This window comes from Roseicyclus marinus, assembly GCF_036322625.1.
Lineage (GTDB): Bacteria > Pseudomonadota > Alphaproteobacteria > Rhodobacterales > Rhodobacteraceae > Roseicyclus > Roseicyclus marinus_A.
In genome coordinates, this window is sequence record NZ_AP027266.1 from 621,002 (window position 1) to 643,390 (window position 22,389).

A 22,389-nucleotide genomic window follows, 5' to 3' on the forward strand; every position below is an offset into this window, starting at 1 on the left:
AGTGCGGGGCGATGCATCAGACCCGTCGCCCGCGCCGGAAGAAGGACCGCACCCCATGAGCGACCTGCGCAAGATCATCATCGACGGCCACGAGGTCGAGGTGGATCCCGCCATGACCCTGATCCAGGCCTGTGAAGTGGCGGGGATCGAAATCCCGCGCTTTTGCTACCACGAACGCCTGTCCATCGCGGGCAATTGCCGGATGTGCCTGGTCGAGGTGGTGGGCGGCCCGCCAAAGCCTGCTGCGTCTTGCGCGATGCAGGTGCGCGACCTGCGCCCCGGACCCGAGGGCCAGCCGCCCGTGGTCAAGACCAACAGCCCGATGGTCAAGAAGGCCCGCGAAGGGGTGATGGAGTTTCTCCTGATCAACCATCCGCTGGATTGCCCGATCTGCGATCAGGGCGGCGAATGCGATCTGCAGGACCAGGCGATGGCCTATGGCGTGGATTTCTCACGCTACCGCGAACCCAAGCGCGCCGCCGACAACCTCGACCTTGGCCCCCTGGTCAAGACCGAGATGACGCGCTGTATTTCTTGCACGCGGTGCGTCCGCTTCATCACCGAGGTCGCGGGTGTGCCCGAAATGGGCCAGACCGGCCGGGGCGAGGACAGCGAGATCACCAGCTATCTCGGCCAGACGCTCGAATCCGAGCTGCAGGGCAATATCGTGGACCTGTGCCCGGTGGGTGCGCTGACGTCCAAACCCTACGCCTTCACCGCGCGGCCCTGGGAATTGACCAAGACCGAATCCATCGACGTGATGGATGCATTGGGGTCGAACATCCGCATCGACACCAAGGGGCGCGAAGTCATGCGCATCCTGCCGCGCAATCATGACGGCGTGAACGAGGAATGGCTGTCGGACAAGTCGCGCTATGTGTGGGACGGGCTCCGTCGCCAGCGGCTTGACCGCCCCTATATCCGCGAGGACGGCAAACTGCGCGCGGCCAGCTGGGCCGAGGCGCTGGATCTGGCCGCACGCAAGATCAAGGGCGCCGCCAAGCTTGCCGGGCTGATCGGCGATCTGGCCCCGACGGAAGCCGCGTTTTCCCTCAAGCATCTGGTCGAGGGCATGGGCGGCGCCGTGGAGTGCCGCACCGATGGGGCGAAACTGCCCGCAGGCAACCGCGCGGCCTATGTCGGCACCGCCGCGATCGAGGATATCGACACGGCAAAGGCGATCTTGCTGATCGGCACGAATCCCCGCACCGAGGCCCCCGTTCTGAATGCGCGCATCCGCAAGGCCTGGACGCAGGGGGCAAAGGTGTCGCTGATCGGGCAGGCGGTCGATCTGACCTATGATTACACGCATCTGGGCACCGACCGGGCAGCGCTGAGTGCACAGATCGGCGCGAAACACGATAGTGCCCAAGGCGTCGACAGCCTCGTGATCCTTGGCCAGGGTGCCTTGCGCGAGGCCGATGGGGCCGCCGTTCTGGCCCATGCGATGCAGATTGCCGCGGAATCGGGCTCGGGCCTGTTGATTCTGCACACTGCTGCGGGCCGCGTGGGCGCGATGGATGTGGGTGCCGTGACCGAGGGTGGTCTGACCGCCGCCGTCGACGGGGCCGATGTGATCTACAACCTTGGCGCGGACGAGGTGGACATCGCGCCGGGTGCTTTCGTGATCTACCAGGGCAGCCATGGCGACCGCGGCGCGCATCGTGCCGACCTGATCCTGCCGGGCGCTGCCTGGACGGAAGAGCAGGGCCTGTTCGTCAACACCGAGGGCCGTCCGCAACTGGCGCTCCGCGCCGGTTTCCCGCCGGGCGAGGCCAAGGAAAACTGGGCGATCCTGCGCGCGCTCTCTGCCGAACTGGGCAAGACGCAGGGCTGGAACACGCTGGCCGAGCTGCGGCGTGAATTGGTCGCAGCCGTGCCGCATCTGGCCATGATCGACGAGGTGCCGGAAAACACGGGCGAGGCGCTGCCGCTTGGCCCGCTTGGCAAGGCGGATTTCGTCATGGCCGTTGCGGATCACTTCCTGACCAATCCGATCACGCGGGCCTCGAGCCTGATGGCCGAACTGTCGGCGCGGGCCAAGGCGCGCGCCGAAACCAGGATGGCGGCGGAGTAAGGGCGGTGGCTTTGGTCCGGGGTGGCGTTTCGGGCCTTTTGGGCCTGAGCCTTGTCGCGGCTTGCGCCGCGGGCGAGGGGCCGCGACCGGGCTCCATGCCCCCCGCCAGCTATGACGGTGTCGAAACCCGGCTTCTGGACAATGATCTGGTCAATTTCCGCGTGCAGATGACGGGTGTGGCGACCCGCGACGACGTGGACGCTTACGCGCGTTGCGCAGCTGCGCAATACGCCCTCATACGCGGCTTCGGCTTTGCGCGACATGTCCGCACAAATGTGCAGGAACAGGGTGGCGTTTGGGTCGGAGATGCGGTTTACACCATCTCGCCGGCGCTCCCGCGGGGGTTGCAGACGCTCGACGCCGAAGTAGTGGCGGCCGCGTGCGCCGATCAGGGGATACCGACGGTTTAGGGAACGACCCATGGACGGCTTTTTTTCGACCACGCTGGGCCTGATGACGATCATGGCGGCGCAAAGCCTGCTGGTGCTCGGCTTTGTCATGGTCAGTCTCTTGTTCCTCGTCTACGGCGACCGGAAGATCTGGGCGGCCGTGATGATGCGGCGCGGCCCGAACGTGGTGGGCATCTTCGGCCTGCTGCAGACGGTGGCCGACGCGCTGAAATACGTCGTCAAGGAAGTCGTGATCCCGGCAGGCGCGGATCGCCCCGTTTTCCTGCTTGCCCCGATGACCAGTTTCGTTCTGGCCGTGATCGCCTGGGCGGTCATTCCCTTCAATGACAACTGGGTTCTGGCCGATATCAACGTGGCCATCCTGTACGTTTTCGCCATGTCCTCGCTCGAGGTCTATGGCGTGATCATGGGCGGGTGGGCCTCGAACTCCAAATACCCGTTCCTCGGCTCGCTGCGCTCGGCGGCGCAGATGATCTCCTACGAGGTGTCCATCGGTCTCATCATCATCGGTGTCGTGATCTCGACCGGCTCGCTGAATTTCGGGGCGATCGTGGCGGCGCAGGACGGGGATTGGGGCCTGTTCAGCTGGTACTGGCTGCCGCATTTGCCGATGGTCTTCCTGTTCTTCATCTCGGCACTTGCCGAAACGAACCGCCCGCCCTTCGACCTGCCCGAGGCGGAATCGGAACTGGTGGCGGGCTACCAGGTGGAATATTCCTCCACGCCCTTCCTGCTCTTCATGGCGGGCGAATACATCGCCATCTTCCTGATGTGCGCGCTGATCACGCTCTTGTTCTTCGGCGGCTGGCTGTCGCCGGTGCCGTTCCTGCCGGACAGCCCGCTGTGGATGGTCGCCAAGATGGCGTTCTTCTTCTTCCTCTTCGCGATGGTGAAGGCCATCGTGCCGCGCTACCGCTACGACCAGCTGATGCGGCTGGGGTGGAAAGTCTTCCTGCCCTTCAGCCTTGCCTGGGTCGTTCTGGTGGCCTTTGCCGCGAAATTCGAACTGTTCGGCGGCGCCTATGCCCGCTGGGCGATCGGAGGGTGACATGAGCCAGATCGACTATACCCGCGCCGCCAAGTATTTTCTCCTGGCCGATATCTGGGCCGGGTTCCGTTTGGGGATGAAGTATTTCTTCGCCCCCAAGGTGACGATCAACTACCCCCACGAAAAGGGGCCGCTGTCGCCGCGCTTCCGGGGGGAACATGCGCTGCGCCGCTATCCCAACGGCGAGGAACGCTGCATCGCCTGCAAGCTGTGCGAGGCGATCTGCCCCGCGCAGGCGATCACCATCGATGCCGAACCCCGCGAAGACGGCTCGCGCCGCACCACGCGCTATGACATCGACATGACGAAATGCATCTATTGCGGCTTCTGCCAGGAAGCCTGTCCGGTGGATGCCATCGTCGAAGGGCCGAATTTCGAATTCGCCACCGAAACGCGCGAAGAGCTGTACTACGACAAGGCCAAGCTTCTGGAAAACGGCGAACGCTGGGAAGCGGCCATCGCGCGCAACCTCGAACTGGATGCGCCCTACCGATGACTGACACCCCCGCAAACCCGTTCGAGGCGTTGATGCGCCAGACCCAGGAAATGACGGAAACCTGGGTCAAGTCGCTGAACCCGGCGCTGGCCAGCTTCACGCCCTCGACCATGGACAAGATGTGGCCGACCGTGCCTGCCGAGATGCTGGAGGCGTTTCTGGGCCGCCAGTTCAACCCCGGCGGGCTGGAGGCCAAGACGCGCCTGTTGCTGACGCTGCTGGGTCTGACGATCCAGGGCGCGGTGGCCGAGGCGCAGATCCGCCTGACCGTGCGCCACGCGATCGCGGCGGGCGCCACCCGGCAGGAAGTGGCCGAAACCATCGGTCTGGCCGCCCTTTTCGGCGGCGTGCCCGCGATGAACAAGGCAATGGAACTGGCGACCGAAGCCCTCGATACGGAAGGCAAGGCCTGAGATGACGATTGCGGATTTCACCTTTTACCTTTTCGCGGCGGTGATGGTCATCGCCGGCCTCTTGACCGTGACGGCGCGCAACCCCGTTCATTCGGTCCTGTGGCTGATCCTCGCCTTCCTGTCGGGGGCTGGGCTTTTCGTGCTGGTGGGCGCGGAATTCGTCGCGATGCTCTTGATCATCGTCTATGTCGGCGCGGTCGCGGTCCTGTTCTTGTTCGTGGTGATGATGCTCGACATCGATTTCGCCGAGCTCAAGGCCGAGATGGCGAAATACATGCCGCTTGCGGGCCTGATCGGCGTGGTTCTCTTGATGCAACTGGCGCTGGCCTTCGGGCCCTGGACCTTTTCCGACGGGATCGAGGGGCGGCTTGCCAACCCCACGCCCGCGCTGGAACAGGCGCATAACACGCAAGCCCTGGGCCTGATCCTTTATGACCGCTACTTCCTCGCCTTCCAGGTGTCGGGGCTGATCCTGCTGGTCGCCATGATCGGGGCCATCGTGCTGACCTTGCGCCACCGGGCTGATGTGAAGCGCCAGGACATCATCGCCCAGATGATGCGCGATCCGAAAAAGGCGCTGGAACTGAAAGACGTGAAACCGGGCCAGGGGCTTTGACCACCCCTGTCTGAACCAGACCGCGCCCAAGCGCGGCACAAGTTGAACGACCATGCGGGGCGATAGGGCCTTGCGGAGGGACGAGATGACGATCGGACTTGAACACTACCTGACGGTGGCGGCGGCGCTTTTCGTCATCGGGATCTTCGGGATCTTTCTCAACCGCAAGAACGTCATCGTCATCTTGATGTCGATCGAATTGATGCTTCTGGCGGTCAACATCAACCTCGTCGCCTTTTCGGCCTTTCTGGGCGATCTGACGGGGCAGGTGTTCACGCTGTTCGTGCTGACCGTCGCCGCCGCCGAAGCGGCCATCGGTCTTGCCATCCTTGTCTGTTTCTTCCGCAACCGCGGCACGATCGCGGTCGAAGACGTATCGAACATGAAGGGCTGAACCCGTGGAAACGATCCTCCTTTTCGCCCCTCTCGTCGGCGCGCTGGTCGCGGGTTTCGGCTGGCGCATGATCGGTCAGACCGGTGCGCAGGTCGCGGCCACCGCGATGCTGTTTCTCGCCTGTCTCTTGTCCTGGACGGTGTTCCTGGGCTTTGACGGCGAAACCTACACCGTGCCGCTTTTCACCTGGATCGAAAGCGGCACGCTCTTCACCGACTGGGCGATCCGCATCGACCGGTTGACCGCGATCATGCTGATCGTGATCACCTCGGTCTCGGCGCTCGTGCATCTCTATTCCTTCGGCTACATGGCCCATGACGAGAACTTCAAGGACGGTGAAAGCTACCGGCCGAGGTTCTTTGCCTACCTGTCGTTCTTCACCTTTGCGATGCTGATGCTGGTGACGGCCGACAACCTCTTGCAGCTCTTCTTCGGCTGGGAAGGGGTGGGGGTCGCCTCCTACCTGCTGATCGGCTTCTATTTCCGCAAACCTTCGGCCGGGGCTGCGGCGATGAAGGCTTTCATCGTCAACCGGGTCGGCGATTTCGGCTTTCTTCTGGGGATTTTCGCACTGTTCTGGATGACGGATTCGATCCAGTTCGACGTGATCCTGCCCATGGGGGCCGAGCTTGCGCAGATGACCATCACCTTCCTCGGGATGGAGTTGAACGCGGCGGAAACCATCGCCTTCCTGCTTTTCATCGGCGCGATGGGCAAATCGGCCCAGCTTTTGCTGCACACATGGCTGCCCGACGCGATGGAAGGTCCGACACCCGTGTCGGCGCTGATCCATGCCGCGACCATGGTGACGGCAGGCGTGTTCCTTGTCTGCCGCATGTCGCCGATCATCGAATACGCGCCGATGGCGGGCAATTTCATCATCATCATCGGGGCCGTCACCGCGTTTTTCGCGGCGACCGTCGGCCTGGTGCAGAACGACATCAAGCGCGTCATCGCCTATTCGACCTGTTCGCAGCTGGGCTACATGTTCGTGGCCGCGGGCGTCGGCGTCTATTCGGTGGCGATGTTCCACCTGTTCACCCATGCCTTCTTCAAGGCGATGCTGTTCTTGGGCGCGGGGTCGGTCATCCATGCGATGCACCATGAACAGGACATGCGGAACTATGGCGGCCTGAGGAAAAAGATCCCGCTCACCTTCTGGGCGATGATGATCGGCACGCTTGCCATCACCGGGGTCGGCGTCCCGACCACCTATTTCGGCTTTGCGGGCTTCTTCTCCAAGGATGCGGTGGTCGAAAGCGCCTTTGCCTTTGGCGGGGATCTCGGGCATTTCGCCTTCTGGGCGCTGATCGTGGCGGCTGTCTTCACCAGCTTCTATTCCTGGCGTCTGATCTTCCTCACCTTCTTTGGCGAGGCGCGGGGCAACAAGCACACGCATGAACATGCGCATGAAAGCCCCTGGACCATGCTCGCACCCCTTGGCGTGCTGGCGGTCGGCGCGGTCTTTTCTGGCGTGGTCTGGTACAATTCCTTCTTCGGTCATACCGATGATGTGGGCCGCTTCTTCGGTGTGCCCTACGCGCAGGAAGGTCACGCAGCCGAAGAGGACGCGCATGGCGCGACCGATGAGGCTCATGGCGCGGCCGACACCCATGCTGCCGCAGCCGCCGATACCCATGCGACCGACACCGCCGAGGGCGATCATGGCTACGCCCATTACAACCTCGTCGGCGCGCCGGGCGAGGGGGCGATCCACACCGCCCCCGACAACAACATCCTGAACGAGGCCCATGGAGTGCCCAAATGGGTCAAGTGGAGCCCTTTCTTCGCGATGCTTCTGGGCTTTGTCGTGGCCTTCTGGTTCTACATCGTGAACCCGTCGCTGCCCCGCCGCCTCGCCGAAAGCCAGCGCCCGCTCTACCAGTTCCTCCTGAACAAGTGGTATTTCGACGAAGCCTATGACTTCCTCTTCGTGCGTCCCGCGCGCGCGCTTGGCCGCTTCCTGTGGAAGGGCGGCGATGGCGCCGTGATCGACGGGGGCATCAACGGCCTCGCACTGGGGATCATCCCCTTCTTCACCCGCCTCGCGGGCCGGGCGCAATCCGGCTACATCTTCACCTATGCCTTCGCCATGGTTCTGGGCCTCGTGGTCCTTGTGACCTGGGTGACCCTGCGGGCCGGAGGCTGAGAGACGCGTCATGGACAACCTGCTTTCCATCGTCACCTTCCTGCCGATTGTCGCGGCCGTGATCCTCGGCGTGTTCCTGCGCGGGGATGATGCCGCGGCGCAGCTCAACGCCAAGCGCCTGGCGCTGGCCGCGACCACGGCGACCTTCCTGATCTCGCTCGCGATCCTTGTCGAATTCGACCCGAACGACACCGGCTTCCAGCTGGTGGAGGAAAGCGAATGGCTGTTCGGGCTGACCTACAAGGTCGGCATCGACGGCATCAGCGTGCTCTTCGTGCTGCTGACGACCTTCCTCATGCCGATCACCATCGCGTCCTGCTGGGGTGTCACGCATCGGGTCAAGGAATACATGATCGCCATGCTGGTGCTGGAAACGCTGATGATCGGCGTGTTCGTGGCGCTGGACCTGGTGCTGTTCTACCTGTTCTTCGAGGCAGGCCTGATCCCGATGTTCCTGATCATCGGCATCTGGGGCGGCAAGGATCGCATCTACGCGGCCTTCAAGTTCTTCCTCTACACCTTCCTCGGCTCGGTCCTGATGCTCGTCGCGATGATCGCGATGTATGTGGATGCAGGCACGACCGATATCGTGGCGCTTCTGGCGCATGAATTCAGCGCAGGGCCGATCAGCCTGATGGGCTGGCAGATCGCGGGTGGCGTGCAGACGCTCTTGTGGCTCGCCTTCTTCGCGAGCTTCGCGGTCAAGATGCCGATGTGGCCCGTGCATACCTGGTTGCCCGATGCCCACGTCCAGGCCCCCACGGCCGGTTCGGTCGTGCTGGCCGCGATCCTTCTGAAGATGGGCGGCTACGGCTTCCTTCGCTTCTCGCTCCCGATGTTCCCGGTGGCCTCCGACATCATGGCGCCGCTCGTGCTGTGGCTGTCGGTGATCGCCATCATCTACACCTCGCTTGTCGCGATGGTGCAGGAGGACATGAAAAAGCTTATCGCCTATTCCTCCGTCGCCCACATGGGTTTCGTGACCATGGGCATTTTCGCCGCGAACCAGCAGGGCGTCGACGGCGCGATTTTCCAGATGATCAGCCATGGTTTCGTGTCGGGCGCGCTGTTTTTGTGCGTCGGCGTGATCTACGACCGGATGCACACCCGCGACATCGACGCCTATGGCGGCCTTGTCGTGCGGATGCCGGCCTATGCTGCGATCTTCATGCTCTTCACCATGGCCAATGTGGGCCTGCCGGGCACCAGCGGTTTCGTCGGTGAATTCCTGACGCTCATGGGCGTCTTCCAGGTCAACACCTGGGTCGGCGTTCTGGCCGCTACCGGCGTGATCCTGTCGGCCTGCTATGCGCTCTGGCTCTATCGCCGGGTCGTGTTCGGCGACCTGATCAAGGAAAGCCTCAAGTCGATCACCGACATGGACAGCCGCGAGCGGGCGATCTTTGCGCCCCTCGTCGTCATGACCCTGCTTCTGGGCGTCTATCCCAGCCTGATCACCGACATGATCGGCCCCTCGGTCGAGGCGCTTGTTTCCACTTATGACCTCGCTGTCGCGGCCCATGTGCCCGATGCGATGCATGCTGCAAACCATTGAGGTGATCCGATGATCGGTGCCGACCTGTCCATCCTGATCCCCGAGATCGTCCTTGCGGTCTTTGCCATGGCCGCGATGCTGGCCGCCGTCTACACGTCCAAGGACGGGGTCGCCCCGGCGCTGACATGGGGCACGGCGCTGATCTTCGTCGTGATGGCTTTCTACATCGCCGTCACGGGCGACGGCGCGCGGGTGGGCTTCAACGGCGGCTTTGTCGATGACGGCTTCGCGCGCTTCGCCAAGATCACGATCCTTCTGTCGGCAGCCGCGATCCTGGTCGTCGGCATCGAATACATGCAGAAATCCGATCTCTTGCGCTTCGAATACCCGATCCTCGTGACCCTGTCGGTCATCGGGATGATGGTCATGGTGTCATCCGGCGACCTGATCGTGCTCTACGTCGGGCTCGAGCTGCAATCGCTCGCGCTTTACGTGATCGCCTCGCTCCGGCGCGACAGCGTGCGCTCGACCGAGGCGGGCCTGAAATACTTCATCCTTGGCGCGCTCTCCTCGGGTCTGCTGCTCTATGGCGCCTCCCTGATCTACGGCTTTGCCGGCACCACGCAATTCCCAGGCATCATCGAGACGGCCACGGCAGGTGACATGCCCGTGGGCCTTCTGATCGGCCTCGTCTTCCTGATCTCGGGCCTTGCCTTCAAGGTCTCGGCAGCGCCCTTCCACATGTGGACCCCCGATGTCTACGAAGGCGCGCCGACGCCGGTGACAGCCCTTCTGGCGACCGCGCCCAAGGTCGCGGCGGTGGCGCTTTTCGCCCGCGTCGTCCATGACGCCTTTGGCGGTGCCGTGGCCGATTGGCAGCAGGTCGTGGCGCTTCTGGCGGTTCTGTCCATGTTCCTCGGCTCCATCGCCGCGATCGGGCAGACCGATATCAAGCGCCTTATGGCCTATTCCTCGATCGGGCACATGGGCTTTGCGCTGATGGGTCTGGCCTCCGGCACCGAACAGGGTGTGCAGGCGATGCTCATCTACATCGCCATCTATGTCACGATGAACATCGGGACCTTTGCCTTCATCCTGTCGATGGAAAAGGACGGGCGGCATGTGACCGACATCCATGCGCTCTCGTCCTTTGCCAGCCGCGAAGGGGGCAAGGCGCTGGCGCTTCTGGTGCTGATGTTCAGCCTTGCGGGTGTGCCGCCGCTGGTGGGCTTCTTCGGCAAATACGCCGTGCTGTTCGCGGCGGTCGAGGGCGGGATGACATGGCTTGCCGTGGCCGGTGTCATCGCCTCGGTGATCGGGGCCTATTACTACCTCCGACTCGTCTACCTGATGTATTTCGGTGAGGATCGCGAAGGTCTCGATGGCCGGATGGGTCTTGTGCCCTATGCCGGGCTGATGGCCATGGCCGCGATCATCGCGCTGGCGTGGCTGCCGGGTGTGAACCTCCTGGGACTGGAAGGGATGGCCGCCGTGGCTGCGGAAACTCTTGTCCGCTGAGGCATCCCCGGCAGAGCTCGGCTGGCCCGACCATCTGGGCCGGCTGATCCTGCAGACCACCGACAGCACCATGGCCGAGGCGGCGCGCCGCGCCCCCGATATGGCTGGCCCCACATGGATATGCGCGCTGGAACAGACGGCCGCGCGCGGGCGCCGCGGGCGGGCATGGGCCATGCCGCCGGGCAATTTTGCGGCCTCCCTTGTCCTGCGTCCGACCGGCACGGCGGCCGAGGCGGCGCTTCGGTCCTTTGTCGCGGCCCTTGCCCTGCGCGAAGCGCTGTCTGCCGTGACGGGCGGGGTGGGCGCGCTGTCGCTCAAATGGCCCAATGACGTCCTCCTGAACGGGGGCAAGGTCGCGGGCATCTTGCTGGAAAGCACGGGTGCCGCGGGGCGGATCGACACGCTCGTCATCGGGATCGGCGTGAACCTAGCCGCTGCCCCAGCCGCTGCCGAGCTGGAACCCGGTGCCGTCGCACCTGTCAGCGTTGCAGGGGAAACCGGGGTCTCCGTCACGCCCGAGACCTTTCTGACCCATCTGGCCACGGCCTTCGACCATTGGGAGCGGGTCTATACCCAGCAGGGGTTTGCCCCGATCCGCCGCGCATGGCTGGCCGATGCCGCGCGGCTGGGCGAGCTGATCACCGCCCGCACCCCGCGCGACAGCATCACCGGCACTTTCGCGGACGTGGACAGCGACGGGCAACTCGTGCTGGAAACCTCCCATGGCCCGCAAAAGATCGCGGCAGCCGACATCTTTTTCTGAGGGGCGGTCTCATGCTTCTGTGCATCGATTGCGGCAATACCAACACCGTCTTCAGCGTCTGGGACGGCACGCGGTTCCTGTGCACGCTCAGGACCGCGACCGACCACCAGCGCACGGCGGACCAGTATTTCGTCTGGTTCTCGACGCTCATGGCGCATCACAAGATCCCGGTCGAGATCACGGAATGCATCCTGTCCTCGACCGTGCCGCGCGTGGTCTTCAACCTGCGCGTCCTGTGCGACCGCTATTTCGATTGCCGTCCGCTGGTCGTGGGCAAACCCGAATGCCTGCTTCCCCGCCCACCCCGCGTGGACGAGGGCACACAGGTCGGTCCCGACCGTCTGGTCAACACGGCAGGTGCCTACAATCGGCACGGCGGCGATCTGATCGTGGTGGATTTCGGCACGGCCACCACCTTTGACGTGGTGGCCCATGACGGCGCCTATGTCGGTGGCATCATCGCGCCCGGCGTGAACCTGAGCCTCGAGGCGCTGCACCGCGCGGCAGCCGCGCTCCCCCATGTCGACGTGTCCAAACCCCAGCGCGTCATCGGCACCAATACGGTGGCCTGCATGCAATCGGGCGTGTTCTGGGGCTATATCGGGCTTGTGCGCGGCATCTGCGACCGGGTGCGCGCGGAATATGACCGCCCCATGCGGATCATCGGCACGGGGGGGCTTGCATCGTTGTTCTCGCAGGGCGATGTGCTATTTGACCGGATCGAGGATGATCTGACCATGCATGGCCTGACGGTCATCCACCAATACAACAAGGATCAAGGCACCCTATGACCGACCGGAACCGGCTCATCTACCTCCCTCTCGGCGGCGCGGGGGAGATCGGGATGAATTGCTACGTCTACGGCTACGGCCCCGCAGGCAAGGAGCGCCTGATCGTCGTGGACCTTGGCGTGGCATTCCCCGACATGGATGGCCAACCGGGCGTCGATGTCATCATTCCCGACATCGCATGGCTCGAGGAACGGCGCGACCGGATCGACGCCATCTTCATCACCCATGCGCACGAGGATCACGTGGGCGCGGTCGGCCATCTCTGGGGGCGGCTCAAGGCGCCGGTCTATTGCCGCCGCTTCACCGCGATCCACGCCATCCGCAAGCTGGAGGAAGCGGGCCATGACGCAGGCCAGGTCCGCGTGACGCTCCCTTGGCCCGAGGCGGTCACGGTCGGACCCTTCACCGTGCAATTCGCCCCGGTCAGCCATTCGATCCCCGAGGCCTCCGCGCTGGTGATCGACACGCCCGGCGGTCGCGTCGTCCATTCGGGCGATTTCAAGATCGACCGCGACCCGGTTGTGGGCGAGGCCTTTGACGAAACGCTCTGGCGGCAGATCGCGCAAGATGGCGTCACGGCCTTCATCTGCGATTCGACCAATGTCTTCACGCGCCATCCCGGCCGGTCCGAAAGCCAATTGCCCGAACCCATCGGCGAATTGATCGCAGGCGCCAAGGGGATGGTCGTCGCCACGACTTTTGCCAGCAACATCGCCCGCCTCAAGACGCTGGCCGATGCGGGCGTGGCCAACGGGCGGTCGATCTGCCTGATGGGCCGCGCGATGAAGCGCATGGTGACGGCGGGTGTCGAGGCGGGCGTTCTGACCAATTTCCCCAAGACGCTCAGCCCCGAGGATGCGCTGGACGTGCCGCGCGAGAACCTGATGCTGATCGTCACCGGCAGCCAGGGCGAGCGCCGCGCGGCCTCTGCCGCCCTGGGGCGGGGCAGCTACCTGGGCCACGAGCTGAAGGAAGGGGATATGTTCCTCTTCTCCTCCAAGACGATCCCGGGCAACGAGGTGGGCGTCGCCCGCATCAAGAACGCGCTTGCCGAAAAAGGCGTCGACGTGATCGATGACAGCCACGGGTTCTACCATGTCTCGGGCCACGCGAACCGCCCGGACCTCGAGGCGATGCATGACATCCTGCGCCCGCGCATCCTGATCCCGAACCATGGCGAATACCGCCACCTGCGCGAACATGCGCAACTGGCGCTGTCCAAGGGGATGACCGGCATCATCGCGGCCAACGGGACGATGGTGGAATTGTCGGGCAATGCGCCGGGCATCGTGGATTATGTCGATGTGTCAAAGACCTATCTCGACGGCACGGCCTTTGTCGGCGCGCTGGACGGGGTGATCCGCGACCGGATGAAGCTTGCGCTGAACGGGCTGGTGGCCGTGGCGCTCATCGTCGACGAGGATGACGTTCTGCTCGAGGACAGCTGGGTGCAGCTGCGCGGCCTGCCCGAAGTCACGAATGGCGGTGCCGATCTGGCCGAGATGATCGAGGATGATCTGGCCGAGGCGATCCCGCGCATCGATGCGCGCACCGTGATGGATGACGACAAGCTGGAAGAGGCCGTGCGCCGCATCGTGCGCAACCTGTGCCTGACCGAGATCGGCAAGAAGCCCGAGGTGGCGGTCCTGATCTCGCGGCTGATGGCGGCCTGACGAAAGCGTCCTTCACCGAACAAAAAACCCGGCCAGTTGGCCGGGTTTTCTCATGTCGTCCTGCGGGCCGGATCAGACCGCGTCGCTGTCCGTACCCGTGGCGGGGGCTGCGTCGGTGGCCGCTTCGCTCTCGGCCGCGGCCTTGGCGCTGGTGCGGGGCTTGCGCACCCGGCGCGTGCTGCGCTTGGGCTTTTCCTCTGTCTTTTCAGGAGTTTCCGCGACCGCCTCGACGGGTGTTTCCACCGCCTCATCCTCGGTTTCGGTGAAGCTGCGGGGCGGGCCGCCGCGCCGTTCGTCAAAGCTCAACGCGATGAAATCGGGCAGGTGGTCGCCCATGCCCATGACGCGCCCACCCCGGTCGCCCCGGTCGCGCCCGCCACGGTCGCTGCGATCCTGGCGCCCACGGTCTTCGCGTCCACGCGGGGCGCGGTCGTCGCGGTCTCGCGGCGCGCGCTCTTCGGCAAGCGGGCGGTCCTTGGTCTCGGGTTTCGCGGCCTCGGGTTTCGGCTGGTCGACGGCTGTTTCCGCGGCGGGTTTGGACCGGCTGCGGCTGCGGCTTCTGCTGCGGCTGCGGGGGGTTTCCTCGCCCTCGGCCTCATCATTGCTGCGGGGACGGGGTTCGGCGCTGCCTTCGTCCGGGCTCCAGGGGAGGGGGGCGCGCGGGATGGTGGTTTCGATCAATTTCTCGATTGCGCCCAGATACTTGTCATCTGCGGGAACCGAGATCGAGATGGCGACGCCGGAGCGTCCGGCGCGGCCGGTGCGGCCGATGCGGTGGACGTAATCCTCGGCATGGCTGGGGACGTCGTAGTTGAACACATGGCTGACGCTGGGAATGTCGAGCCCGCGCGCGGCCACGTCGGAGGCCACGAGGAAGCGCACACGCCCCTCGCGGAACCCGTCGAGCGTGCGCATCCGCTGCGACTGGTCCAGGTCGCCGTGGATCGGCTCGGCATTAAGGCCGTGCTTTTTCAACGACTTGGCGACCACATCCACGTCGATCTTGCGGTTGCAGAAGATGATGGCGTTGGTGCAGGCCTCGCCCTCCACCCGGATCGCGGCGCGCAGCATTTCGCGCTTTTCGCGCGCTGCGGTTTCGCGGTCGCGGCGCGAGGGGCGGAATTCCAGCAGGCGCTGTTCGATGGTTTCCGACGCGCTGGCCTGCCGCGCCACCTCGATTCTCGCGGGGTTCGAGAGGAAGGTGTTGGTGATCCGCTCGATCTCGGGCGCCATGGTGGCGGAGAAGAAAAAGGTCTGGCGGGTGAAGGGCACGAGGCCGAAAATGCGTTCGATATCAGGGATAAAGCCCATGTCGAGCATCCGGTCGGCTTCATCGACCACCATGACCTTGACGTCGGTCAGGATCAGTTTGCCGCGCTCGAAGTGATCGAGCAGGCGACCGGGCGTTGCGATCAGCACGTCGACGCCCTTGTCGATGAGCGCGTCCTGTTCCTTGAAGCTGACGCCGCCGATCAGCAAGGCCTTGGTAAGTTTGACATATTTCGCGTAGGTGTCGAAGTTTTCGGCCACCTGCGCGGCCAGTTCGCGCGTCGGGCAGAGCACGAGGGAGCGCGGCATCCGGGCGCGGGCGCGGCCACGGGCCAGGATGGTGATCATCGGCAGCGTGAAGCTGGCGGTCTTGCCGGTGCCGGTCTGGGCGATGCCCAGAACGTCGCGCCCTTCGAGCGCGTGGGGGATCGCGCCGGCCTGGATCGGGGTGGGAGTTTCGTAGCCTGCTTCGGCTACGGCCTTGAGAACCTTGGGATTAAGGTTGAGGTCGGAAAAGCTCGTCATATGCGTCCAGTCTGGCCGGGACACTCCCGGCGGGGTGAGTTGGAGCGCATCAAAAACCGTAGCGCCCCACGGATCATGCCCACGCGCGGATCGCGGGGATGGGTGGCACATAGGGGAAAAGCGACCTGCCGTCAAACCGCGCCTTTCGGGGGGCATGGTTAGGGAAAGGTTAAGCGTGGAGGCCAAGTCTTGCCGAAGGGTTAAGATCGCGGGGCGTTCGTGAAGCGATCGTTACGGGCGGGAACGCGCGGCAAGGTTTTGGAAAGATTCCGGCCCGGCCCCCGCCGAAGGGTGCAGGACGGGACGGTATCCGGCGGTGAGAACGGCCAGCGTCGGGCGCGGGGTGAGCACGGTGACCGGGGCCGTGGGCCGGTCGAGGGGTGCGCCGTAGCCTGCGGGGGAGAAGGGCAGGAGACTGTCGCCGAGGACCAGATGCACGCGCCCCTGCCAGAGGAGGAAACTGCCGTCGGGCAGGTCGCGTGCCGGGGCCTGATGGCGGAGCTGCGCGCGGGCCCGGGTGACGCGGGCTTGGTGCAGCGATGCGTCGATCTCGGGCGCGCGGGGACGCGTGCCGAAGGCCAAGGACCAGGCCGTCCGAAACCGGGTGTAGGCCACGCGGCGGCATTCGGCGCAGGGGCGGTGACCGGCGGCAAGGGCCACGGCCTCGTCGAGGAAGAACAGCGCGGTCCAGCGGCGGTCGGGCATGGGACCATGATAGAGCCCGCGCGGATGGGTGAGCGCGCAGGTGATCCAATGCGGATGGGTCCAGCGGCGGGGGCCAAGCGTCCGGTCGGGTCCGTGCAGGATGCCCCGGTTGCCGGTGAAGAGCCCGCGCGCGGGGTTGGCGACGATCTCGCCCGTGGGCAGGACGCGGTTCCGGAGGGGCATGGCGCGATTCAGCTGGACCAGACAGCCATGGCGATGCCGCCCGGCGCGCGGAACTCGAAGCGGCGACCGCCGGGGAAGGCGAAGATGTCTTTCGTGATCTCGGCCCCAGCTGCGCGGACCTGTGCCAAAGCGCTTTCCAGATCCTCTGCCTTGAGCACGATCAGGGGAGCGGTGGGGGCTGCGCGTTCCAGCCCGCCGCCTGTCCCCGCGCCCTGAATATCGCGGTAGTCGGGGCCGTAGTCGACGAAATCCCAACCGAAGGCGCCAGCGAAGAAGGCTTGGGTTTCCTCGAGCACGGGGGAGGAAAACTCGACATAGTCGATGGGCAGTCGGACAGGGGGTGCCATGCGAAACCTCGTTCCCGTTTTGTTCAGAGTGCTTCGCGGCGGCGCGTTCGTCAACAGGCTTGGGCCTGTGTCGCTGTCCTGCGTTCCCGTTTGCCCGCGTCGTGGATGGCCGACGATCGCATGGTCCGACGCGGGCGGGTGATGTGGTCCCGCCTGCTTGGACCCCGACGCCGTCAGACCATCAGTTCCTTGGTCGCGGAGAGCTGCACCTGCGGATAGTCGCGCGCGACGCGGTCGATGTCCCATTGCAGGCGGGTGAGATAGACCGGGTCGCCGTCATTGTCGGAGGCCATGTGCTGCTTGTTGGCGGCCGAGAAGGCCTCCACCGCGTCTTTCGGGCCGTGGACCCAGCGGGCGGAGGTGAATTGCGAGCCCTCGAACCGGACGGGCAGGCCGTATTCCAGCTCGATCCGGCTGGCCAGAACCTCGAATTGCAGTGCGCCCACGACGCCTACGACAAAGCCCGAGCCGATCATGGGCTTGAAGACCTTGGCCGCGCCCTCCTCGGCGAATTGCATCAGGGCCTTTTCCATGTGCTTGGCCTTCATCGGGTCGCCCGCGCGCGCGGTCTGCAGGAGTTCCGGCGCGAAGGAGGGGATGCCCGTGACCTTGAGCGTCTCACCCTCGGTCAGCGTGTCGCCGATGCGGAGCTGCCCGTGGTTGGGAATGCCGATGATGTCGCCGGCCCAGGCCTCTTCGGCCAATTCGCGGTCGGCGGCGAGGAAGAGGACGGGATTGGTCACCGCCATCGGTTTGCCCGCGCGGACATGGTGCAATTTCATGCCGCGTTCGAAATGGCCCGAGGCGAGGCGGACGAAGGCCACGCGGTCGCGGTGCTTGGGGTCCATGTTGGCCTGCACCTTGAAGACGAAGCCCGTGACCTTGGGTTCTTCGGGGGCGACCTGGCGCGGTTCGGCGCGCTGGGGCTGGGGGGGCGGCCCGAATTCGCCGATGCCCGCCATCAGTTCCTTGACGCCGAAGGAATTGATCGCGGAGCCGAACCAGATGGGCGTCATCGACCCTTCGAGAAAGCGGTCGCGGTCGAAGGCGGGCAGGAGCGCCTGCGCCATTTCGAGGTCTTCGCGCAGTTTCGCCAGCAGGTCGGCGGGGACATGTTCGGCGAGTTTCGGGTCGTCCAAGCCGTCGATGCGGATGCTTTGGGCCACGCGATTGCGGTCGGCGCGGTCCATCAGGTCGAGCCGGTCGTGCAGGATATCGTAGCAGCCGATGAACTCGCGCCCCATGCCGATGGGCCAGGAGGCGGGCGTCACGTCGATGGCGAGGTTTTCCTGGATCTCGTCGATAATCTCGAAGGTGTCGCGGGCCTCGCGGTCCATCTTGTTGCAGAAGGTCAGGATGGGCAGGTCGCGCATCCGGCAAACCTCGAAGAGTTTGCGGGTCTGGGACTCAACACCCTTGGCCCCGTCGATCACCATGACGGCGGCATCGACGGCGGTGAGCGTGCGGTAGGTATCCTCGGAGAAATCGCTGTGGCCGGGCGTGTCGACGAGGTTGAAGCGGTAGCGGTCGAAATCGAAGGACATGGCCGAGGCGGAAACCGAGATGCCGCGGTCCTTTTCCATCTGCATGAAGTCGGAGCGGGTGCGCCGCGCCTCGCCCTTGGCGCGGACCTGTCCCGCCATCTGGATCGCGCCGCCGAACAGCAGGAATTTCTCGGTCAGCGTCGTCTTGCCCGCATCGGGATGCGAGATGATGGCAAAGGTCCGGCGCCGCGCGATTTCGGGCGGCAGGGCGGGGCGGTTCGTAGGGGCGGTGTCCAGCATGGGCGCGATATAGCGGCGGGGCGGGGTCGGGGCAATCCGGGATGGGGCGGGGATGGGGCCGGGATGGGGCTTTGGCCGCGACGTGTCGGGGCGGTGGCAGTGGTGCGCTCCGCGCCGGCCCGTCGCCGCATGGGGCAGATCAAGATGAGTTTTTTGGCCAAGATGAAGGGGCGGTCAGTCGCTGTCGGTGCCGCGGCTGGCCTCTGTCAGGCGGGTGGCGGCATCCTGGCTGTCGCCGAGGATGGTTTCGTCGATCTCGAACAGGGGGGCGGCGCGGCTGTCGGGCAGGCCCGTCTGAAGCGCGAGATCCGCAGGCAGGCGGGCGCGGATGTCGGAGGTGACGAGCAGGCTTTCGACGGCGATGCCTTCGGCGAAGATGATCTCGTGGCTGTCGAAGAGAATCAGGTAGCTGTCGAGATGGCCGCCTTCTTCGCGGGTGACGGTGGTGCCGTTGACCAGAAGCTCGGCGCGGACCAGCACCTCGGCCCGGCCGGTGCCGAGGCGGTCGCGGCGTTGCCAGATGAAGAGCCGGTGCTGGGGCGAAAGGCGCAGGTCGCGGGCGGTGCTGAGCGTGCCCTGGGCGATGCGGACGGGGGCGGCGGCGCCCGCGGCGCGGCGGGTCTGGTGGCCGATCCAGCGGATCGGACGCGGGCCGTGATCGCGGGTGAGCACCCTGTCGCCGACGCGCAGATCCTCGACCCGGGCCTGCGCGCCGCCCGCAAGCGTCAGGTGGGTTCCGGCGAAGAAGCTGACCGAGGCGATATCGGCGAAACGGTCCGGGGCGGTGTGGCCGTCGGAGCCGATGAGATCGTATTCGGTGCCGGGTTCGAGGGGGGAGAGCGGCAGGAGGTGGAGCAAGGTGCCTTGGGTCTCGCTCTGGCGTTTGAGGACCAGAACCTCGATCATCTGGCCCTTGGCGCCCATGAAGCGGTGGCAGGCGGCGATGGTCAGCGGCTCGCCGGGGATGCCGACCTCGGAGCCCGTGGCCACGCATTGCCCGCCGCCGGGCCCGATCTCGGGGCGGTCGCTGATCGCAAGGCGGGCGGGGCGCGCATCGCGGTGGAGGCGATAGGTGTCGCCGGGCAGGGCCGCGTCGCCAAGACCGATCGGATCGCCCTCGTTCGCGCCGGTGAGCGCGCGCAGTGCCTCTGCGGGATAGGTCGCAAATCGGCAGAGGGGCGCGAGATCGGTCATCGGGGAACTTTGGATCGGAGGTGTCGTCTTTGGGGTAGAGCGCCGCGGAGGAGGGGTCAAGGCTGGCGGGTGCGGTGGCAGGCTGGTAGGAGAGGCCGAACGCCACGAACAGGGGAGAAACCGGGCATGGATCTGGGGATCAGGGGCAAGCGGGCGCTGGTTTGCGCATCGTCCAAGGGGTTGGGGCGCGGCTGCGCCGAGGCGCTGGCGGCGGCGGGCGTCGAGCTGGTGCTGAACGCGCGGGGCGCGGAGGCGTTGGAGGCGACGGCGGCGGCGATCCGGGCCGAGCATGGTGTGAGCGTGACGGCGGTGGCCGCCGACATCACCGACGAGGCGGGCCGGGCGCGGGTGCTGGAGGCGGCGGGCGCGGTCGACATCCTGATCACCAATGCGGGCGGGCCGCCCCCCGGCCTGTGGTCGGATTGGGGTCGGGAGGATTTCATCAAGGCGCTCGATGCCAACATGCTGACGCCCATCGCGCTGATGACGGCGCTGGTGCCGGGGATGATGGAGCGGGGCTGGGGCCGGGTGGTCAACATCACCTCGCAATCGGTGAAGGCGCCGATCCCGCAGCTGGGCCTGTCGAACGCGGCGCGGACGGGATTGACGGGCTATGTCGCGGGCACGGCGCGGCAGGTGGCGGGCCATGGGGTCACGATCAACAACCTGTTGCCCGGCTCGCATGACACGGACCGCGCGGTGGCGCTGGAGAAGGGTGTCGCCAAGGCGCAGGACGTGTCACTGGAGGAGGCGCGCAAGATCCGGTGCAAGGCGATCCCGTCGGGGCGCTACGGGACGATCGCGGAATTCGGCAACACCTGTGCTTTCCTGTGTTCGGAGCATGCGGGGTTCATCGTGGGGCAGAACATCCTGCTCGACGGGGGGCAGACGAGCGCGACGATCTGAGGGGTGGGGCGTGCGCCCCTTCGGGGCGGTGCCGCCTTGCCCCTTCGGGGCGGGCCTGCTAGCTGCGGCACTTGAGTGAATTGATCGGGTATTTCCGGGATGGCTGACGCGCCGCGTCTCGAGGTCGACCATGTCACCTGTCGCTTCGACGGGCGCGAGGTGGTGCGCGATGTGTCCTTTGCCGTCGGGCCGGGCGAGATCCTGTGCCTGCTCGGGCCATCTGGTTGCGGCAAGTCGACGACGCTGCGGGTGATCGCGGGCATCGAGCGGCAGACCGGGGGGGCGGTGCGCGCCGATGGCGTGGCGCTGTCGGACGGGGAGCAGCACCTGCCGCCCGAGGCGCGGGGCGTGGGCCTCATCTTTCAGGATTTCGCGCTGTTTCCGCATCTGACGGTCGGGCAGAACGTCGCATTCGGGCTGCGCGGGAGCCGCGCCGAGGTGCAGGCGCGGGTGGGCGAATTGCTGGAGCGGGTCGATCTGGGCGGCTATGCCGACAAGGTGCCGCACATGCTGTCGGGCGGCGAGCAGCAGCGCGTGGCGCTGGCCCGCGCGCTGGCGCCAAGGCCGCGGATCATGCTGATGGACGAGCCGTTCTCGGGCCTCGACAACCGGTTGCGGGACGGCATCCGGGACGAGACCCTGCAGCTGTTGAAGGACGAGGGAACGGCCGTGGTGCTGGTCACCCACGAGCCCGAGGAAGCGATGCGCATGGCCGACCAGATCGCGCTGATGCGCGACGGCGTGATCGTGCAGAAGGGCGCGCCCTACAACATCTACAATGCGCCGTGCGACAAGGCGGCGGCGGCCTTTTTCAGCGATATCAACGTGATCGCGGGAAAGGTGCAGGGCGCGCTGGTCGATACGGCCTTTGGCCAGTTCCTGGCCCCTGGCCATGCCGATGGCACGGAGGTGGAGATCGTGTTCCGCCCGCAGCATGTGAAGATCGATTTCGACCGGGGCGGGCGCGGCCCCAACCCCACGCCGCAGGATGGCACGCCCGCGCGCGGCGTCGTGGCGCGGGCAAGGTTCATGGGGCATGAGAGCCTTGTGGAATTCCGCATGGATTTCGACGGCGGCATCCTGAAGGCGACGGTTCCGGCGGTGTTCCTGCCCAAGCCCGGAACGCCGCTTTGGCTGACCGTGCGGCGGGACCGGTGTTTCGTCTTTGCGAAAAAGCGCTGATCGTCGCGGGGCGGCTTGCGTTTTGGGGCTTTGATCTGGCGCGGGGAACGCCTACCTATGGACTCCGGAGTTCAGCAGAGAACCGCGCGGCCGGGGAACGGCCCTGCGCGGTGTCAGGGAGAGAGCCATGCTCAACAATATCGGACCGGCAGGCCTTTTGCTTATTGCCATCGTGGTCCTTGTCCTGTTCGGCCGCGGCAAGATCGCGGGCCTGATGGGCGAGGTCGGCAAGGGCATCACGGCGTTCAAGCGCGGTGTGAAGGATTCGACGGGCGAGATCGAGAACGCGTCCAACAGCGCGTCGGATGACGGCACGGCCGCCCGTGACGTGACCCCCCGCGCCGAGCGCGATAACGCGTGATCGGGGCTTGATCGAGGCCTGACCGGGGCCCCGTCGGGGCCTGATCGCGGCCCGACCCCCGCCGTGCAAAACGGGGGTCGTTTGCCGCCT

At 65.6% G+C, this 22,389-nt stretch carries 21 protein-coding genes; 16 read left to right on the forward strand and 5 right to left on the reverse strand.

Annotated features, from left to right (window positions below; translation table 11 throughout):
* The first annotated feature begins 55 nt into the window (after positions 1–55).
* The 13 genes from nuoG (at position 56) to AABA51_RS03090 (ending at position 13,843) form a co-directional block, all read left to right on the forward strand.
* Positions 56–2,077 carry an NADH-quinone oxidoreductase subunit NuoG gene (gene nuoG, locus AABA51_RS03030; protein ID WP_338274284.1) on the forward strand — a complete coding sequence of 674 codons (2,022 nt, stop codon included), beginning with the start codon at positions 56–58 and terminating at the stop codon, positions 2,075–2,077.
* 11 nt (positions 2,078–2,088) lie between these two features.
* Positions 2,089–2,487, forward strand: coding sequence for a hypothetical protein (locus AABA51_RS03035; protein WP_416916708.1), 399 nt, complete (start codon positions 2,089–2,091; stop codon positions 2,485–2,487).
* Positions 2,488–2,497: 10 nt separating this feature from the next.
* The gene (nuoH, locus tag AABA51_RS03040; protein ID WP_338274287.1) at positions 2,498–3,535 is read left to right on the forward strand and encodes an NADH-quinone oxidoreductase subunit NuoH; all 1,038 of its coding nucleotides are present in this window, start codon (positions 2,498–2,500) and stop codon (positions 3,533–3,535) included.
* 1 nt (position 3,536) lies between these two features.
* Complete coding sequence (gene nuoI, locus AABA51_RS03045) at positions 3,537–4,031, forward strand: NADH-quinone oxidoreductase subunit NuoI (RefSeq protein ID WP_277824185.1); 495 nt, start codon at positions 3,537–3,539, stop codon at positions 4,029–4,031.
* Positions 4,028–4,444, forward strand: coding sequence for a carboxymuconolactone decarboxylase family protein (locus tag AABA51_RS03050; protein WP_338274290.1), 417 nt, complete (start codon positions 4,028–4,030; stop codon positions 4,442–4,444). The genes nuoI and AABA51_RS03050 overlap by 4 nt, the downstream gene beginning before the upstream one ends.
* Before the next feature lies 1 nt (position 4,445).
* Positions 4,446–5,060, forward strand: coding sequence for an NADH-quinone oxidoreductase subunit J (locus tag AABA51_RS03055; RefSeq protein WP_338274292.1), 615 nt, complete (start codon positions 4,446–4,448; stop codon positions 5,058–5,060).
* Between the two features lie 85 nt (positions 5,061–5,145).
* Complete coding sequence (nuoK, locus tag AABA51_RS03060) at positions 5,146–5,454, forward strand: NADH-quinone oxidoreductase subunit NuoK (protein WP_277824179.1); 309 nt, start codon at positions 5,146–5,148, stop codon at positions 5,452–5,454.
* 4 nt (positions 5,455–5,458) lie between these two features.
* Positions 5,459–7,603, forward strand: a complete 2,145-nt coding sequence (gene nuoL, locus AABA51_RS03065; protein ID WP_338274295.1) for an NADH-quinone oxidoreductase subunit L — start codon at positions 5,459–5,461, stop codon at positions 7,601–7,603.
* Positions 7,604–7,613: 10 nt separating this feature from the next.
* The gene (locus tag AABA51_RS03070) at positions 7,614–9,158 is read left to right on the forward strand and encodes an NADH-quinone oxidoreductase subunit M (RefSeq protein ID WP_338274297.1); all 1,545 of its coding nucleotides are present in this window, start codon (positions 7,614–7,616) and stop codon (positions 9,156–9,158) included.
* A gap of 9 nt (positions 9,159–9,167) precedes the next feature.
* Entirely contained in the window at positions 9,168–10,616 is a 1,449-nt protein-coding gene (gene nuoN / locus AABA51_RS03075; protein ID WP_338274299.1) for an NADH-quinone oxidoreductase subunit NuoN, read from the forward strand.
* The gene (locus AABA51_RS03080; RefSeq protein WP_338274301.1) at positions 10,606–11,379 is read left to right on the forward strand and encodes a biotin--[acetyl-CoA-carboxylase] ligase; all 774 of its coding nucleotides are present in this window, start codon (positions 10,606–10,608) and stop codon (positions 11,377–11,379) included. The genes nuoN and AABA51_RS03080 overlap by 11 nt, the downstream gene beginning before the upstream one ends.
* Before the next feature lie 11 nt (positions 11,380–11,390).
* On the forward strand, positions 11,391–12,170 hold the full coding sequence (locus AABA51_RS03085) for a type III pantothenate kinase (RefSeq protein ID WP_338274303.1): 780 nt from the start codon (positions 11,391–11,393) through the stop codon (positions 12,168–12,170).
* The gene (locus AABA51_RS03090; protein WP_338274306.1) at positions 12,167–13,843 is read left to right on the forward strand and encodes a ribonuclease J; all 1,677 of its coding nucleotides are present in this window, start codon (positions 12,167–12,169) and stop codon (positions 13,841–13,843) included. The genes AABA51_RS03085 and AABA51_RS03090 overlap by 4 nt, the downstream gene beginning before the upstream one ends.
* Before the next feature lie 72 nt (positions 13,844–13,915).
* On the opposite strand, the gene AABA51_RS03095 is transcribed toward AABA51_RS03090, so the two are convergent.
* The 5 genes from AABA51_RS03095 to AABA51_RS03115 form a co-directional block, all read right to left on the reverse strand.
* A complete protein-coding gene (locus tag AABA51_RS03095) occupies positions 13,916–15,637 on the reverse strand; it encodes a DEAD/DEAH box helicase (protein ID WP_338274308.1) in 1,722 nt (573 codons plus the stop codon).
* A gap of 231 nt (positions 15,638–15,868) precedes the next feature.
* Positions 15,869–16,525: a hypothetical protein gene (locus AABA51_RS03100; RefSeq protein ID WP_338274310.1), complete on the reverse strand. Its 657-nt coding sequence runs from the start codon at positions 16,523–16,525 to the stop codon at positions 15,869–15,871.
* Between the two features lie 8 nt (positions 16,526–16,533).
* Positions 16,534–16,872 carry a VOC family protein gene (locus AABA51_RS03105; protein WP_338274312.1) on the reverse strand — a complete coding sequence of 113 codons (339 nt, stop codon included), beginning with the start codon at positions 16,870–16,872 and terminating at the stop codon, positions 16,534–16,536.
* A 173-nt stretch (positions 16,873–17,045) separates the two neighbouring features.
* A complete protein-coding gene (locus tag AABA51_RS03110; RefSeq protein ID WP_338274314.1) occupies positions 17,046–18,656 on the reverse strand; it encodes a peptide chain release factor 3 in 1,611 nt (536 codons plus the stop codon).
* A gap of 174 nt (positions 18,657–18,830) precedes the next feature.
* Complete coding sequence (locus tag AABA51_RS03115) at positions 18,831–19,850, reverse strand: Hint domain-containing protein (RefSeq protein WP_338274316.1); 1,020 nt, start codon at positions 19,848–19,850, stop codon at positions 18,831–18,833.
* Between the two features lie 126 nt (positions 19,851–19,976).
* Here AABA51_RS03115 and AABA51_RS03120 point away from each other — a divergent pair, with 126 nt between their 5' ends.
* The 3 genes from AABA51_RS03120 (at position 19,977) to AABA51_RS03130 (ending at position 22,299) form a co-directional block, all read left to right on the forward strand.
* Positions 19,977–20,756: an SDR family oxidoreductase gene (locus tag AABA51_RS03120; protein ID WP_338274318.1), complete on the forward strand. Its 780-nt coding sequence runs from the start codon at positions 19,977–19,979 to the stop codon at positions 20,754–20,756.
* Positions 20,757–20,855: 99 nt separating this feature from the next.
* Positions 20,856–21,938 carry an ABC transporter ATP-binding protein gene (locus AABA51_RS03125; protein ID WP_338274320.1) on the forward strand — a complete coding sequence of 361 codons (1,083 nt, stop codon included), beginning with the start codon at positions 20,856–20,858 and terminating at the stop codon, positions 21,936–21,938.
* Between the two features lie 127 nt (positions 21,939–22,065).
* Positions 22,066–22,299: a twin-arginine translocase TatA/TatE family subunit gene (locus AABA51_RS03130; RefSeq protein WP_338274322.1), complete on the forward strand. Its 234-nt coding sequence runs from the start codon at positions 22,066–22,068 to the stop codon at positions 22,297–22,299.
* Positions 22,300–22,389 lie beyond the last annotated feature (90 nt).

What these genes read in the sequence shown, in the direction of transcription:
- nuoG (WP_338274284.1), top strand. Translation starts at nt 56, where the DNA reads ATGAGCGACCTGCGCAAGATCATCATCGACGGCCACGAGGTCGAGGTG.
- nuoH (WP_338274287.1), top strand. Translation starts at nt 2,498, where the DNA reads ATGGACGGCTTTTTTTCGACCACGCTGGGCCTGATGACGATCATGGCG.
- nuoI (WP_277824185.1), top strand. Translation starts at nt 3,537, where the DNA reads ATGAGCCAGATCGACTATACCCGCGCCGCCAAGTATTTTCTCCTGGCC.
- AABA51_RS03050 (WP_338274290.1), top strand. Translation starts at nt 4,028, where the DNA reads ATGACTGACACCCCCGCAAACCCGTTCGAGGCGTTGATGCGCCAGACC.
- AABA51_RS03055 (WP_338274292.1), top strand. Translation starts at nt 4,446, where the DNA reads ATGACGATTGCGGATTTCACCTTTTACCTTTTCGCGGCGGTGATGGTC.
- nuoK (WP_277824179.1), top strand. Translation starts at nt 5,146, where the DNA reads ATGACGATCGGACTTGAACACTACCTGACGGTGGCGGCGGCGCTTTTC.
- AABA51_RS03070 (WP_338274297.1), top strand. Translation starts at nt 7,614, where the DNA reads ATGGACAACCTGCTTTCCATCGTCACCTTCCTGCCGATTGTCGCGGCC.
- nuoN (WP_338274299.1), top strand. Translation starts at nt 9,168, where the DNA reads ATGATCGGTGCCGACCTGTCCATCCTGATCCCCGAGATCGTCCTTGCG.
- AABA51_RS03085 (WP_338274303.1), top strand. Translation starts at nt 11,391, where the DNA reads ATGCTTCTGTGCATCGATTGCGGCAATACCAACACCGTCTTCAGCGTC.
- AABA51_RS03090 (WP_338274306.1), top strand. Translation starts at nt 12,167, where the DNA reads ATGACCGACCGGAACCGGCTCATCTACCTCCCTCTCGGCGGCGCGGGG.
- AABA51_RS03095 (WP_338274308.1), bottom strand. Translation starts at nt 15,637, where the DNA reads ATGACGAGCTTTTCCGACCTCAACCTTAATCCCAAGGTTCTCAAGGCC.
- AABA51_RS03100 (WP_338274310.1), bottom strand. Translation starts at nt 16,525, where the DNA reads ATGCCCCTCCGGAACCGCGTCCTGCCCACGGGCGAGATCGTCGCCAAC.
- AABA51_RS03105 (WP_338274312.1), bottom strand. Translation starts at nt 16,872, where the DNA reads ATGGCACCCCCTGTCCGACTGCCCATCGACTATGTCGAGTTTTCCTCC.
- AABA51_RS03110 (WP_338274314.1), bottom strand. Translation starts at nt 18,656, where the DNA reads ATGCTGGACACCGCCCCTACGAACCGCCCCGCCCTGCCGCCCGAAATC.
- AABA51_RS03115 (WP_338274316.1), bottom strand. Translation starts at nt 19,850, where the DNA reads ATGACCGATCTCGCGCCCCTCTGCCGATTTGCGACCTATCCCGCAGAG.
- AABA51_RS03120 (WP_338274318.1), top strand. Translation starts at nt 19,977, where the DNA reads ATGGATCTGGGGATCAGGGGCAAGCGGGCGCTGGTTTGCGCATCGTCC.
- AABA51_RS03125 (WP_338274320.1), top strand. Translation starts at nt 20,856, where the DNA reads ATGGCTGACGCGCCGCGTCTCGAGGTCGACCATGTCACCTGTCGCTTC.
- AABA51_RS03130 (WP_338274322.1), top strand. Translation starts at nt 22,066, where the DNA reads ATGCTCAACAATATCGGACCGGCAGGCCTTTTGCTTATTGCCATCGTG.